Below are 15,008 nucleotides of genomic sequence, written 5' to 3' on the forward strand. Positions count from 1 at the left end.
TCACTACGCTCATGTTCTGCCTCTTCCCTGACTCTCCATAAATTGCCGATAAAGGTACTGCACCAGCCATGCTTTATCACCAAAATCAGCGGTCAACGCGTCTCTTACACAGTCGGCTACCGTTTGGCGATGCTCGGGCGGCGTCGGATAAAAGCCCCAATGCTGCGGCATCTCCAGCATATAACCTGAGAGCTTTTCCATCACCTTATCTGCTGCCTTTGGATACTGCTGGAAATACGGTATCGCCTGCAGGCTGCGCCATAAAATTGCCGATAGCTTGAATGTATCCTGAACATGACGCGTCAAATGGTCTAGATACTTATCTTGCCGCAAAATCGAATCATCCGATAGACGATATACATAATAGAGCTTTGTCGTGACCATGTATTTCCGGGCATGGAATAAGCACAGGAAATTGAACAAGGTATCCTCATTAGCCGACAGCAGTTCAAATCTTAGCTGGTTCTCCTTCAGGAACTGCCGGCTATATATGCGGTTCCATACGGCCCCTATCCAAGCTGAACTGGCATAAACCAACTGCACACGTTCGCCGATATCCGGCGAGAGTTCCGCTAAATCCTGCATGTCGCCTGCCTCATCCGGTGCCGGCAGCAATTCTTCCTGTGCTGCCTTTTTATAGTAGCGTCCCATTGACCAAATGACATCCGGCTGATGCGCCAGCGCAATCCCCATCATATGCTGCAGGCCATCGGCCAGCAGAAAATCATCACTGTCAACAAATGTGACATACTCGCCCTGTGCCAGCTCTAAGCCACGATTGCGAGCAGCGCTGACACCTTGATTCTGTGCCTGCATCACGACCTTGATGCGTCTATCCCCGCAAAACGCCGCCTTACACAAAGCCGGTGTTCCATCTGTTGAAGCATCGTCTACCAATATGAGTTCCCAATCGGCAAAATTCTGCTGCCGGATGCTGTTTACACATTCCATGATATATTGTCGCCGATTATACATCGGCACAATTATCGATAGTAGCGGTTTCTGTTGCATATGACTCCACTCTTTTTCCTTGACTCACATTTATTCCATGCCATTGCAGAAATTCCTCGTGTTGGCCGCTTTTTGCAAAATATCCTGCCTGCCTGCCGGGGTAAGCAAATGGCGGACAAGGCGCTGCAAAGCAAGCTGACCACGGTCTGGCGTATCACGGCTTACTACCCAGCCACAATCAGCCCGCTGTACCCGAAGTGCCTGCGCCCCCCAATTCATCGTAACTACCGGATAGCCGGATAGAATTGCCTCACTAGCCGTATAGCAATAGGTCTCCGGAAAAGCACTGGGGATAAGCACGGCCGCCGTCTGCTGCTGGGCCAATAGATCCGAAACTTTTTCGCATTTATATTTGCCAGTAATGATTATGCCCTCACGGTCACCAGCGACATCCTGAATATCTTCACCGACGACAACCAGCCTTACGGGCAGATTGCGCCGCTTAATCCAGCTATTTAACTGCAGGATATAACGCGCACCTTTTTGTGCACATAAATTTCCCAAAAAAGTCAACGTAAGCTCCGGTGCATACGCAAATTGCGGCTGAAATGTCTGCTCGATATTGCGCTGCAATTTATGCGGACGACTCGTAATCTTCACTTCGGGATAGAATTGATTCACCACTTGGGCTGCATAGGCAGACGGCGCAATCACTTCAGCTGCCCCTGCCAGGAACTCCCGGAAATTCTGCCGGAAAAGCTCCAAATCAAGATTTGGTACCGATAGTTCTTGGAAAATCCCCTGACAATACGGCTGGTTGCGATAATTAGGACAATAGGCGGCCTGACAATCCAGCGACCAATTGGGACAAACACACAAATAGTCATGCACATAGAACGTATAGGGAACGCCGAGCTTCCTTATAATCGCCATAATCTCAAACAATCTAAAACCGAGCAAATGATTGACCGTTATCTGCGTGATATGGTTTTGTTGCACCAAGTCCTGCCATTCGGCAAGGCTTCGCGGTGCCTGGCTTGGACGCAAAACCATTTTTTTTGCCACGGATACCTGCCTCAGGTATTCCTGCAAAAACACCTCCGTTCCACCGCCCAGCTCATGCGAGATAATGAGTTCCGTCGCTTCCCGAGCTGGTTTAATTCCCAAAGCTTCCCGCACCTGCTGGCAAAAAAGTTCTGGTTCCTGCTTGATTTTCTGCCGATAGGCAGCATAGCGACCGACTTCCTGCTCGTAATTTGCCAACAGTTCACGGATTTTGGCTATGATATTCGGAATGTTTTCCTCCGTATCCGCAAATTTCAAATCTTCAGCAATAGGAATATCCACCGCATTGGCTGCTGCACCGCGTCTGCCGGTAATCAGGCAGCACCCCGACAGGACGGCCTCGCGCGGTATCCTGTCCTTGCCCGGATGATTGCCAAAATCCACATAGACTTTCGCCGTATGCAGGAATTCTTCCACCTGCTCCGGCGTCATATCCTGCACGGGACGCCAGGAAATATCTGGCGCATATTCCATGAGTTTGCGTGTAAAATCCAGGCCCTTCCGGGGATTGAAGGCAACAGCATCCTGCCGGTTTTCTTTCGTTACAGTTTCATTGCGCAGCAAAAAGGCCTCGTCGAGATAATCCCCAACAGGCAGTATCTTTTCCGCTGGTACACCATTTAGCCGCAAGAACCGCTGCGCGTACTCAGACTGCACCCAATGGGTAAGGCCGACATCATTCAACGCCCAGACATTTGGCAAAGGTTCTATATCAAACGCTTTCGCCTGTTCTTCATAATACTGCAGGAACTCATTGGTCAGCTTCCACCAATTATCGACGCTGAGCCACCACAAAACCCGCTGGATTTTCAGCGATTGCGGCACAAAGCCGCACAAGGTCTCAGGGATAATCAGAACATTATCCGGACAGTCATCGATAGCATCGGTATACGGCAAATTATATTTTTTATAACCAGGATGAACCTTCTTCTCTGCCGTAAGCGGCCAATAATACATAGCAGCATCCACACCATCAGCCAACAGACACGCTGCAAGCTGATGCAGCAGCGTCGGCCCGCCCGAATAGGCATGTGCAGGACACATGATATAGACTTTACTGTTTTCCGTCAGATTCATACTTCTACCGCAGCCTCCCTGCTCATTTCTGCAGCAGGAAATCAAGCAACAAAAAGTCCGTCTGTGGCAATTTGGCGGCAAGCGCCAAGGCCTTGTCCGTCTTGCCCATGCGTTTTGCCAGTACGGCCAGATTGCGGATGACATTTGCATTCTTTCCATCGATAGTAAGAGCAGCTTCTAAAAGCTTAGCTGCTGCTGCATATTCGCCTGCCGTAAAATGACCACCAGCAAAGGCCTGCAACAGACGCACCTTGTCACAAAGTGAAGCATCCTTGTTCAGCACGGCCTGAATCTCTGCTTCCACATCTTCAGCTGCTTTTTCCTCTGCCTTCACTGGCTCGTCCATTGGCGCACCTGCCACCACTGGAGTCTCCTGCGATACATTCTGCGGTACGACCGGCGCTGCTGGCTCTGCAGGGATAGCTGCCGCCTGCGGAACTACGGCTGGCGTCAAGCCTAAGAAAGCCGCCACATGCGGGAACCCGGCCTTCAAATGATCTGCCTCATTGCGGCCATAGTAATCAAGGATATCCTCCATATCCTCGCGCTGTTCCTGCGTGAGCTGGCCCTCACCATGCTCAAGGACGAAATCAAAAATCGCCAGACTATCATCGGTGCGATCCTCCAAGATGCAGATACGTGCAAGCAGAATACGTGCTGCCAAATGACCTGGTGCAAAGTTCAATACATTTTCCACCATGCTTGCCGAACGCTCATAATCACCAATCATGAAGTAGCTGTATGCACCTGCATAGAGCATCTCCGGATCATAGTCGCCAGCCTGCACGAGCTCAGCCAGCTTGTTGATGACATCACTATATTTCTCTTCGGCAAACAACATGCCCAGTTCCTCACGCAGTTTCTGTACCATAGCCGACTGCATCTCCTGTCCCTTTTTTTTCTTGTTTTTATTCATCTTACGGTTTGCTTTACCCATAGTATAATTCTCCTTCTTCTTTTAACTCTTGCCTTCCCCTCTGGAAGGCTTATTTACTTATTCGGCGTAACGCCAGCTGCTTCCTGCTTTTGCTGCCACCTGGCCCAAATGGTACGATACATATCCTCCACAGCCTGCACATAAGCAGGACCATCCATCAAAGGCGAATGCTGCATCATTACAGGGATTTGCTGATGCAGGATATGCAAGAGCTCTTTGTCCTTGGCCAGCGCCACAGCCTTGGCGATATACTCCTCACGCGTCGCACAGGCCAGATCCCCCAGCCCGATATTCTGCAAGATGCTATAACTAAACCGCTCACCATGACGGCGGCCATAACGCGCAATAACCGGCACACCCATATAAAGTGCCTCACAGGTTGTGCCCCCCCCTGTATAAGGATACGTATCAAGCAGGATATCCACATCGAGATAGCGCGCAAGATAATCGCCGGTCGCATCCTCGAGGATATATTCCTCCGGTTTAAACCCTATCCGGTTAAGCTGACGGCCGATTATTTTTAACGCATTCGTTTTATGGCTCGAATTCTTGATAAGGATACGGCTGCCTGGCACCTGCCGGATGATCTTTAACCAATCCTCCAGTATCGCCTCATTGATTTTCAGGAAATTATTGAAACTGCCAAAAACTACCGGCGCATGTACTTCATATTCTTTCTTCACGACCAACACCCGCGCCGACGGCGTATAGCAGAAATGCGAATGTGGCAGCCGCCAGATTTCCTCACGGAAATCCGCATCATGCAATCCCTCTGGATCGCAATGCGGATCGCCGAGGAAATAGTCCACAGCCGACGAACCCGAGGTGCTCATATAGCCAATGCCTGCCACCTGTACAGGTGCCGGACGATAGCTCATAACCGCCATCGTTCGTCCGCCCGACGCATGCACATCAAAATCAAACAGGATATCGATTTCATCTTCATAGATATCCTGTGCTACCTGACTGTATTCCATGTTGCGCGGATAGCGCCGCATAACGGCAATATGCTGCTCGATATCATCACTGAGCAAATCCCGCCCCGCGTGCAGCTGGTAACAATAAACAGCAAACGCTTCGCGATCATAAGCCAGCAGTAACTGTATCGTAAAGTAACTGACTACATTATCGGTAAACTCACCAGCTATATAACCGATACGCAATTTATCATGACAATGGCGTTCCAGACTATGCGCATACTGCTTCACCGCCTGCGTAAACTGATCATAAGCAAAATGCAGATCACGCATCTCCCGATCTGTTACTTCGGGATAATAATGCAGCATGAAAAGATAATCGCTGAATTCCAACTGCTGGATACGAAACGGCTGTCCCTCGCTATGCTGCAGTGCTGCCCACGAATACTCGCGGCATTTCTGCTTGTCGAAGAGCTTGTAATAGCATCGGCTATAATATTGCAGGACACGCCATTCCTCGTCGGAGGCATAGCCCTCTTCCTGTACCAGGCGGTTCAGCCGGTCAAGCGCCTGCTGGGGAGCCTCCTGTTCCAATAATTCCAGCACTGCACCATAACGACTGTCCAATTCTCCTAAGTCCATGTCCTTCCCACCTTTTCCAGCATCTGCCGGTACATTGCTTCGAGCTCAGCCATATAGCGGCTCGTATCCATCAGCGGCGACTGCAGGAGCATATTCCGCAGGTTTTGATGCAGCACCTGCAAAAACTCCTTATCCTGCGCCAGTGATACCGCCCGCACAATGTATTCCTCCGGTGTCTTGACCGCCAGCTCACCAAGCCCTGCATTTTGCAGCAGCGTAAGGCCAAAGCGCGTGTCCCGCCGCTTACCATAGAGCGATATCACAGGAACGCCCATATAGAGCGCATCACAGGTGGTGCCACCACCCGGATATGGATACGTATCAAGCGCAATGTCGACCCCCAGATACCGCTGCATATAATCCATCGTTGCCGGTTCCAGCGTAATCCTGTCGACCTCCAGTCCCAGTTCGCGCAACCGTTTTTGCACCATAAGCTGCGCCGCCGGCTCGCCAAAAAGTTCACTCTTCAAAAGCAGCCGGCTGTCCGGAATCTGCGCCATGATTTCCCGCCATAAAAGCAGCATCTCATCGGTAATCTTCAGATAGCGGTTAAAAACACCAAACGTGATATAACCATTCGTCTGGCAGGGTGCCCCCTGCGAAGCTGGCAAATCACTGCGTCCCGTATAGCAGAACTGGCTCGTAAGCTTCACCGGCTGTTCGTGATAATCTTGCCACTCCTTCTGAGAGTTTTCGGAATCCGTCCAACCATCCGTCAGGAAATAATCCACAGCGGAAAGCCCTGTCTGGTGCGTATAGCCAAGCCCCGATATCTGTACTGGTGCTGGCCGCCAGGCAAGGATTGGCAGCCCCGAATTAGCACAATGGCCGCCCAAATCGACCAGGATATCGATTTTATCCTGCCGGATACGCGCAGCCGCCTCCACATAAGAAAGTGACGAAATATCAACGAAATGCTCCACAACCTTCCTGACCAATTCCGTGTAATTATCCTGTACCGGACTGAGACTGTAAGCATAAAGCTCAAACTGGTCTGCGTCATGGGCACCAAGCAACTGATAATAAAAATAGAACATCACATGCTGCCGGAAGTCGGGTGACAGATAGCCAACACGGATTTTCCGCCCCTGTGGCCGCCTGGCAAGCGGCTCAACATGCACCGCTGCAAATAATTTATCATAATCACGATGTGCTTTACCGTATTCTTCTTCGCCTAGTGTCAGGTTATGCTGTGCCAGCAACCAGGAACTGTACATATGGCAGCGATCTTTGAAATCCACCGCCAGCTCGGCTGCTTGCCGATAAAGTGCCACCGCCTCCTGTGCCTTGCCAATCTGAAGCGCACAATTGGCCCAAATGGCTAAAAGACTTGTCATAAACTCCGGCGAAACCTGTCCCGGCTGCTGCGCCAGTTCCTCAGCCGCCCTTTTGGCAGCATCATAACCTGCCAAATAATGCTTCTGCCGCATTTCCACAGCCGCAAGCGTACGCCAAAGCTCGACGTTATGCGCTGCATCATACTGCGCTGCCTGCCGCAGCCACCAGCAAGCCCTGGCATCATCATGCAGGGCTTCATAAGCCATGGCCCCAGCCGTCCAAGCTTTGGCAGCGTCTTCCGGGAAGCGGGCCGTCATCCGGCCAGCGATTTCCACTACCTTGGCTAAATCCTGCCGCGCCTGCACCAAAACCAGTTCTTTTTCTTCTTTACACTGGCATCCCCAGCGTTCTTCCTGGGAAAAATCACGTTCGAGCCAATCCAAATGGATGCGCGTAAAGGCTTGCTCGATTTCACCCATATAATCTGCCGCCTGCATGACTGGCGACGCCAAAAGCTGCTGCCGTAGCGACTGATGATAGCCGCGCAGCCGCTCTTTGTCGTTGGCTAGTGCCACGGCCTTTTCGACATATTCCTCCGGCGAGAACGCACAAAGCTCAGAAAGCCCTGCATTCATAAGCAAACTGTAACCAAATCGTGCATTATGGCGCTCACCAACCAGCGTGATGACTGGCACGCCCATATAAAGCGCATCACAGGTCGTACCGCCCCCCGGATATGGATACGTATCGAGCGCAATATCCATTTCATCATAAGCCTGCAAGTACTTCGCTTCCTGCTCGCCTAAAATCAGCCGGTCAGCGGGGATTCCCGCCCTCTCAATGCGCGCCAGCGCGAGCTTCCTGCCATAATCATTGTTGAAGATTGCTGCCTTGAGGAAAAGCCTGCTACCCGGTACAGCAGCTAGGATTTCCCCCCACAGCTTCAGCATTTCATCTGTCACCTTCGAAAAATTATTGAAACTGCCAAAGGTCACATAGCCGTTCTTCTGGAACGGAGCCGGTGCCGGCTGCTGCGGATTGTCATGCCACATAAAGCAGAAGTGGCTGTGGGGCAGGCGAATAAGCTTTTCCACAAAATACGCATCATTTTCCGGCGGATCGGTATAATGATCCGCCAGGAAATAATCGATAGCGGGCAAACCGATCGTATCGAAATAGCCAATACCTGACACCTGTACCGGCACAGGCTTATAAGCCATCGTCTGCAAAAATCCCCATGCTGTATGCCCTGTAAGATCGACCAAAATATCGAGTTTGTCTTTATAGACAAGTTCGGCAACTTTTTCATCGGGCAGACCTCTTACATTCTGCCAATGATCAACCATGGCCGCAAATTCCCGGCTGGCATTATCCTCCTCACAGTCCGTATAGCAGAACACCTCGAAGCGGCGTTTGTCATAATCATGCAGAAACGCGTAGCTGAAAAATGCCACGACATGGAAATGTAAATCCGGCGAAATATAACCAATCCGTATTTTCGGGCTATTGCTGCGCCGCTTCTCATGACGATATTGCGGAATCTGTGCCAGCATCTGCCCATATTTTTCGGCGGCCTGACGCATGAATGACTGTGGCTTGTCGAGATAATGCAGGTTGAACAGATAATTGCTGTATTCCGTAGCCTGCCCGTGCGCCAAATCCTTATACTGCGCCGATTCCAGATAATGCTGGGCAGCCTTCTCCCCTCGCGCCGTCTGCCGGTACAAGGTTGCCAAGATGCTGTGCACAGCACCGCGGTACCAGCCCACCAGCGTCTGATCTGCAAGCGCTGTCGTGAATTGCTTCTCTGCCGTCTCCCAGTCTCCATTCATGAAAGCCACACGCCCCAGATAGAAGCGGCTGATGCCATCAAGCGGGAATCGCTGCTGATATTCCACTCCCGCAGCCTCAGCCCTTGCAGCATCATTGCCATCAATATAGGCCGCCAGTATCGCCTGGAACATCGTGCGGTCGGTTACATCTGACTGCCGCAAGGCATCGGCAGTCTCAATGGCCTTATCCCACTGCCGTTTCTCCATCAGCTGGGTCAGCAGCTGATACAGCTGTTTTTTCTCCCGGTATGTCATCATAAATCTTTATCCCTCATATCTTTTAGCATCTGCTGTGCCGCCCGCTCGATATCCTCACAACCAGCCGGCAGCAATGCCGTCATAAGTGACGGTTTACTATCACCTGCCGCCAGCCCCAACCGATAAAGGAAAGCCAGCTGTTTGCTGGCAAGCTGAGCGGCACCATCGGGACGGCCAGCTGCCAGGCAGTCAAGTACCGGCCGTTCACTGCTGCCAGCCTGCTTAGCGTAATAGATATATACCAGTCCGCCATTTTGCCGTGCCAATTGCTGTGCCAAAAAAGCCGCATCAGCCTGCTTATCGTAAATGACATTAAGCACGGCGATGCAATCTGCCGCCTCAATGCCCTGCTGTTGCAAGAAATGCCAAAAGGCCGCCAACAAGCCACCATGATAGCGATTCTGCTGCAAGCCCTGCCAATAGCACTCTTGTGCCCTAACTGCATCACCCTGCCATTGAGCCAGCAGTCCGAGCCGCCAATAGACTGACGGCAACAGCCGTGCCGCATTGTTCATAACGCCGGCCACCGTATCTTTGGGATAATCCTTTGTCAACGCTAAACCTGCCTGCAGATCCTGCTCAGCCTGCAGATACTCGCGCCGATCGAAATGCCACAGACCGCGCATCAGCGGGAATTCCGCCAGCTGCGGACAGTCACGGATGGCAGCTGCAAGACAAGCCTCCGTTTCTTCCGCCGGATGCTTGTCATCGATACAGCAGCTGGCCCATGTCTCATAGGCTCGCCCCCGCAGGTCTAGCGCCAGTTCTTCATGGGCAAGAAGACGTTTCGCATAGGCAATGGCCTTCGCATGATCACCCAATCCATACCAAATATCCATAAAGTAGCGATCATCCAAGAGCTCCGTCCGGCCATGATTCGCCGCAATACGCTCCTCCATGATTTTCAGATTGCGGCGAAGCTTTGCCTGCACTATATGTGTCGAATACCCCGTATGATAAATTTCTATCTCATTGGCAAGTTCCAAAGGCCGCCCTTTTGTCAAGGTCAGCACCTCATGAATTTTCCCACTGTAACGGAGATTCCGGCGGTTGCGGAACATCCGCAGCTGCACGAGCGTCGTCATGATGCGGTTATTATCATCTGTATCAATATTTATCAAGCGGCAGAGCACGCCCTCGATCTTCAAGTGAGGCTCCAAGCGCATCAATAGTGGCCGCACCTTGGCCTGTGAAGCCGGTGTGAAATATTCATCGGCATCGAGAAATAGTATCCAGTTCCCTGTCACCTGCTCCAAGGCATAATTCTTGGCTGCGGCAAAATCGTTGCACCAGGCAAAGGAATAGACCTTAGCCCCCGCTGCCCTTGCCATAGCAACAGTTTCATCCGTGCTGCCCGTATCGACGACAATCATTTCATCGGCTATGGCCTGCATTGATTCTAGCCAGCGGCCGATGTTTTCCGCCTCATTCTTGACAATCACGCAGGCCGAAATCCGCATCTTCATAGTCTCTCCCTCCGCGTTGACCATGCTTGATATGCTGGTAAATCCGGCTGGCTGGCACCAGCCTCAGCGGCCCGTGTCAGGCACTCCTGTGCCGCTGCCCATTCCTGCAAATGATAGAGACAGACCCCCGTCTGGTACCAGAATGTTGCCGCGTCTCCTATTTCATCAGCAGGAATTTCCGCAAGCAGCCCGTAAGCAACCTGCCATTGCTGCTGGTCAGCTAAGATTTGTGCCGTCTGCCGCACCTGTTCCCAGGAAAAGTCCAGGGCAATGCTTGCGTATTCCTGATAAGCCGCCGCATCGGCAAAGCCCTGCAGCGCATTGAGTCCTGCCTGGTATTCAGGCCAGTCCGCAGGTTGCAAATGATCGAACCAGCCATAAATACGGCCAATGATCCGCTCCCAGGCTGCCGGCAGCAACGCCGCCCACTCATGGCAGTCGAGCGGCTGCAGCCGCCGTTTATCAACAGGCAGCATCACCAGTGCCGCAAACAGCTCCTGCACATAAATACTGGCCTGTAAGCTGGCTTGCTCGCCAGCCTCAGCATGCTGGCCTTTCGCGAATAATTCCCATAACTGCCGCTGGTTTTGTGGCAGATACGCAGTCAACAGCGAGATAATCCTGCCATGACCGAAACGCACGGCCCACGCCGCAAGATACTTGTAGCCTTGTTCCTTATCCGCAAAGAAAGCTGCCACCTGTGCGAGGAAATCTGCTGGCTGTTCCCCGCCAAACTGATAATATGCCTGCAGGATTTCTTCATGATACGGATTGGCAGCTAACGCCTGCTGCCAGTCCAACCGTGCCCCGGCTGCATCTCCCAGCTTTGCCCGGCAAACAGCCCTGGCCGCATAGACCTCAGCCATCATGCCCTGCACCGCATTGCTGCCTGCGGCCAAATCCTGGGCAGATGCCTGTTGCAAGAACTGCGTGAGTAGTCCCTGTGCCTGTTCATACTTACCCGATTCGGCTTCGATAATTCCCTGCCAGCCAAGAAGCTCCCAATCGTCACAGCCATTCTGTCTGGCCTCCGTCAAGATTTCCAGCTGCTTGGCCGCAGGCTTTTGCAATTTACGGGCACAGTGCAGCCAGAGACGATAAAGTTCTCCCTCGCCAGCCACCGTCGTAATGCCCGACTGCAAGGCCTTCTGCGCATAAGCCGCCGCGAGTTCATACTCATGCAGTCCATATAGGCAGTCAGCCAGATACCGGAAATGCAGGGGATGCTCCCCCTGCTCCTGCATCGCCTTCATGATAAGCTGCAGATTGCGCGTAAGTTTCTGCTGAATACGGCCAGCCGAATAGCCCGTATGCCGCACCGCAAGCTCGGCTGCATAGCTTTGCCGGATTTCGCCGCCAGAACTGTAAAGTGCCTCATGAATGACTCCCCGATAGCGATATGCTCTGCGGTTGCGCCAGATGCGCAGAGCCCGGAAGCGCTGGATTTCCCGCCCCCAGGCATCCATATCCACATTGACGATAGGCACCTGCACGCCTTCAATATCCGGCTGCTGCCACATCATATGGGCCAGAAAGCCCCGCAGACGTTGTGGTTCATAAAACGTCTCATCGGCATCAAGGAATACAATCCAGTCTGCATCCTCCGGCACCTGTTCCAAAGCAAAATTGCGCGCAGCCGCAAAATCATCCTGCCAGTCAAACGAAAATACCCTTGCTCCAAACTGCTGCGCCATCATAGCAGTTCCATCCTCAGAACCTGTATCTACCACAAGGATTTCGTCGCTATAGACAGATGCTTTGGCAAGCCAACTCTCAATTTCCCCAGCTTCATTCCTGGCAATCAAACAGGAAACAATCTTTAACCTCCGCGCCTGCGCATCAAGTGTCTGCCACTCTTTTTGCTTCTCCCGCGCCACTTGGACCATAACTGGCGAAAATTCCTTGGGTTCAAGACTAAGCGGGGGAAATTCTCTATCTTTCTGCAGTGCCTTTTTCATAGACGCCAATGCTTGTGCATATTCATAGCTGGCCGCCTGGCAGATTGCCAGCTCTGCCCAAAACTCCGGCAGCTCAGGAAAATCTTTGACCGCCGCTGTCGCTAGTTTATACCGATCGGATTCGCGTCCCTGCTCCGCCAGATAAGCGAGCAGCATACGGTAGGATCGGCTGGCAAACGCCACAGGCCGCCGTCCTTGCACAATATCGAGCCGTGCATAGTTCTCCATACCTGCCATATCACCAATCCCGCGGCAAGCTTCGGCCAAATACATGTAAAGCCTGCCGGGCTGGGTCGCAGTCTTTAGTTCCTCCTGCAAAATACGCAGATTTCGCTCTGCTTTCGCCTTATTGACCGAAGCCTCATAGCCCGTATGATAGAGCTTCACTAGCTCCGGATTCAGTACACCAATGTCTTTAAGCGGCTGACCATCCTCACAAAGCTCCTCATGAATACGCCCTGTATAGCGGAGACCAAGCCGGCGCCGGAACGCCCGCAAGACAAATATTTCGCCAAGGATATCCGTTTCATCCGTATCGATATCATAGCGCTTCATAAGCAAGGCATCATGTCCGCAATTCTGCTCTATAAGCTGCCGCAGCCTGGTACAGGATTCTTTTGCTACATATTCATCAGCATCCAAGAACAGGATATAGTCACCGGTTGCCTGTTCGATGGCAAAATTGCGCGGCCCTGAAAAGTCATCCTGCCAGGTATATGGATAGACTTTAGCCCCATAGCTCCTGGCAATCTCACAGGTTTTATCCGTAGAGCCCGTATCCACAAGGATGATTTCATCGGCTGTCGGCGCTGCCGACGCCAATGAACGTGCCAAATTCTTCTCTTCATTTTTCGTGATATAACAAACAGAAATTTTCACGGCCGGCTCCTCCCCGCCAATACATCTGAAAAAAGACATACATAAATATATATTCGTCAATGCATACAAAAAACCCTCTCCCGAAGGAGAGGGTTTCGTCTACCTGAGTAGTAAAATCCGTTACCGGAATCTCGCTTACTGAAGCAGGCTGAGAACCGAGCTGCTGCTCTGGTTTGCCTGTGCCAGCATGGACTGAGCGGCCTGCATGAGAACGTTGTTCTTCGTGTATTCCGTCATCTCTTTTGCCATGTTGGCATCGCGGATCGTGGACTCCGAGCTCTGGACGTTCTCGGAAGCCGTCGTCAAGTTAGCGCTCGTGTACTCGAGGCGGGACTCGATCGAACCGATCGTCGTCTGCTGATCAAGAGCCTTAGCTACAGCATTGTCGAGAACGCTGATAGCTGCGTTTGCCTGCTGCTGCGTACCAATCTGGATGTTTGCACCCGAGGAGCTCTGGAGACCAAGAGCCTCTGCACGCATATCCGTCAAGCCGACTTTGATGCTCTGGTTTGCTTTCGTGCCAACCTGGAGAACCATAGCGTTGTCCGTGGACTTGTTCTGTGCACGGATGGACTCGGAGAAGTTGTCGAGAACTGCGTTAGCAGATTTCTGGACAGCACCCTTCGTGTTCGTTACGGAAATCGTAACACCAGAAATCTGGTGCGTTACTGAGGAACCACCAGCCGAAATCGTCAGCGCATTCGTAGCATCAGCCGTACCAACCGTATCGCCAGCAACATCTTTACCAATGTAGGAGTTTGTACGGATCTCCGTGCTGAATGCTGCCGAGCTCTGGCTGTTTGCCTTATCAAGCAGCGTGGACAGGCTTGCCGTAGCACTGACAGAAGTCGTGTAGGTCTTGCCCTGTTTTACAAAAGAAATCGTAACTTTGTCCATCGAGTTGATGTTCAGGCTGTTACCATTACGATCTTGCATCGCACTGAATGCCGTCGTACCTGTCGTATCCGTAGCAAGACTCTGGTTCGTCATAGCCGTCGTCGTAGCTTTGACTTCGCTGTTGTGCGAGCCATCTACGAGCAGTTTGCCGTTGTACGTTACGTTAGCGTTGTCGTTGATCTGGTCGATGCTCTGGTCGAGCTCTTTCTGGATCGTAGCACGGTCGCTGTCCGTATTCGTATCGTTGGCTGCGTTGATGACTTTCTCTTTGAGAGTCTTCAGGATGTCAACCGTGGAGCTTACTGCACCCTCGGCAACTTTCATCATGCTGCTGCCGTTCTGCGTGTTGCTGTTAGCCTGATCGAGGCCACGGATCTGAACGCGCATGCGCTCGGAAATCGCATAGCCCGAAGCGTCATCAGCAGCACCGTTGATCTTCATGCCCGAAGAAACCTTTGCCAGGCTCTTCGTCAGTGCATTGCTGTTCTTGTTCAGAGTGTTCAGCGTCGAGATTGCCGACATGTTGTTTTTTACTACCATACCCATGATAATATTCCTCCCTGATAATACAGTTAATTATTTTGTAACGGACATCCATGCCCGTCGTTAGCATTTATAATAAGTAAGCCAATCGGCCGGCTCAGTGGCTGCTAGCTGACCAGCTGAACATGCTTTCCAGCTTACATATTACCATGTTGCTTTCTTACACCTATTATATCGTTCGTTTTTGCGGAAGCTTAATAGTTTTTTCTATTATTTTTATTAAAATATCATTAAACCTCTTCCGAGCGCTTTGCGCCCCCCTTCCCCAGAGGGGAAGGCTTAAGCACACAAAACCCCTCTCCCGAAGG

Annotated in this window: 8 protein-coding genes; all 8 read right to left on the reverse strand. The window is 51.8% G+C overall.

The window, feature by feature from the left end:
* Positions 1–9: 9 nt before the first annotated feature.
* A complete protein-coding gene (locus tag FZ041_RS06695) occupies positions 10–1,011 on the reverse strand; it encodes a glycosyltransferase (protein WP_149189013.1) in 1,002 nt (333 codons plus the stop codon).
* Positions 1,012–1,041: 30 nt separating this feature from the next.
* Entirely contained in the window at positions 1,042–3,093 is a 2,052-nt protein-coding gene (locus FZ041_RS06700; RefSeq protein ID WP_187626334.1) for a glycosyltransferase, read from the reverse strand.
* 22 nt (positions 3,094–3,115) lie between these two features.
* Positions 3,116–4,030, reverse strand: a complete 915-nt coding sequence (locus tag FZ041_RS06705) for a tetratricopeptide repeat protein (RefSeq protein WP_149189015.1) — start codon at positions 4,028–4,030, stop codon at positions 3,116–3,118.
* 53 nt (positions 4,031–4,083) lie between these two features.
* Positions 4,084–5,589 carry an O-linked N-acetylglucosamine transferase, SPINDLY family protein gene (locus FZ041_RS06710; protein WP_149189016.1) on the reverse strand — a complete coding sequence of 502 codons (1,506 nt, stop codon included), beginning with the start codon at positions 5,587–5,589 and terminating at the stop codon, positions 4,084–4,086.
* The gene (locus tag FZ041_RS06715; RefSeq protein ID WP_149189017.1) at positions 5,580–8,957 is read right to left on the reverse strand and encodes an O-linked N-acetylglucosamine transferase, SPINDLY family protein; all 3,378 of its coding nucleotides are present in this window, start codon (positions 8,955–8,957) and stop codon (positions 5,580–5,582) included. Before FZ041_RS06715 ends, FZ041_RS06710 begins: the two co-directional genes overlap by 10 nt.
* Positions 8,954–10,423, reverse strand: coding sequence for a tetratricopeptide repeat-containing glycosyltransferase family 2 protein (locus FZ041_RS06720; protein ID WP_187626335.1), 1,470 nt, complete (start codon positions 10,421–10,423; stop codon positions 8,954–8,956). The genes FZ041_RS06715 and FZ041_RS06720 overlap by 4 nt, the downstream gene beginning before the upstream one ends.
* A complete protein-coding gene (locus FZ041_RS06725) occupies positions 10,420–13,260 on the reverse strand; it encodes a glycosyltransferase family 2 protein (protein WP_187626336.1) in 2,841 nt (946 codons plus the stop codon). Before FZ041_RS06725 ends, FZ041_RS06720 begins: the two co-directional genes overlap by 4 nt.
* A 135-nt stretch (positions 13,261–13,395) precedes the next feature.
* On the reverse strand, positions 13,396–14,703 hold the full coding sequence (locus FZ041_RS06730) for a flagellin N-terminal helical domain-containing protein (RefSeq protein WP_149189020.1): 1,308 nt from the start codon (positions 14,701–14,703) through the stop codon (positions 13,396–13,398).
* Positions 14,704–15,008 lie beyond the last annotated feature (305 nt).

Source organism: Pseudoselenomonas caprae (genome assembly GCF_008271345.1).
Lineage (GTDB): Bacteria > Bacillota > Negativicutes > Selenomonadales > Selenomonadaceae > Selenomonas_A > Selenomonas_A caprae.

What these genes read in the sequence shown, in the direction of transcription:
- FZ041_RS06710 (WP_149189016.1), bottom strand. Translation starts at nt 5,589, where the DNA reads ATGGACTTAGGAGAATTGGACAGTCGTTATGGTGCAGTGCTGGAATTA.
- FZ041_RS06730 (WP_149189020.1), bottom strand. Translation starts at nt 14,703, where the DNA reads ATGGGTATGGTAGTAAAAAACAACATGTCGGCAATCTCGACGCTGAAC.
- FZ041_RS06700 (WP_187626334.1), bottom strand. Translation starts at nt 3,093, where the DNA reads ATGAATCTGACGGAAAACAGTAAAGTCTATATCATGTGTCCTGCACAT.
- FZ041_RS06705 (WP_149189015.1), bottom strand. Translation starts at nt 4,030, where the DNA reads ATGGGTAAAGCAAACCGTAAGATGAATAAAAACAAGAAAAAAAAGGGA.
- FZ041_RS06695 (WP_149189013.1), bottom strand. Translation starts at nt 1,011, where the DNA reads ATGCAACAGAAACCGCTACTATCGATAATTGTGCCGATGTATAATCGG.
- FZ041_RS06720 (WP_187626335.1), bottom strand. Translation starts at nt 10,423, where the DNA reads ATGAAGATGCGGATTTCGGCCTGCGTGATTGTCAAGAATGAGGCGGAA.
- FZ041_RS06715 (WP_149189017.1), bottom strand. Translation starts at nt 8,957, where the DNA reads ATGATGACATACCGGGAGAAAAAACAGCTGTATCAGCTGCTGACCCAG.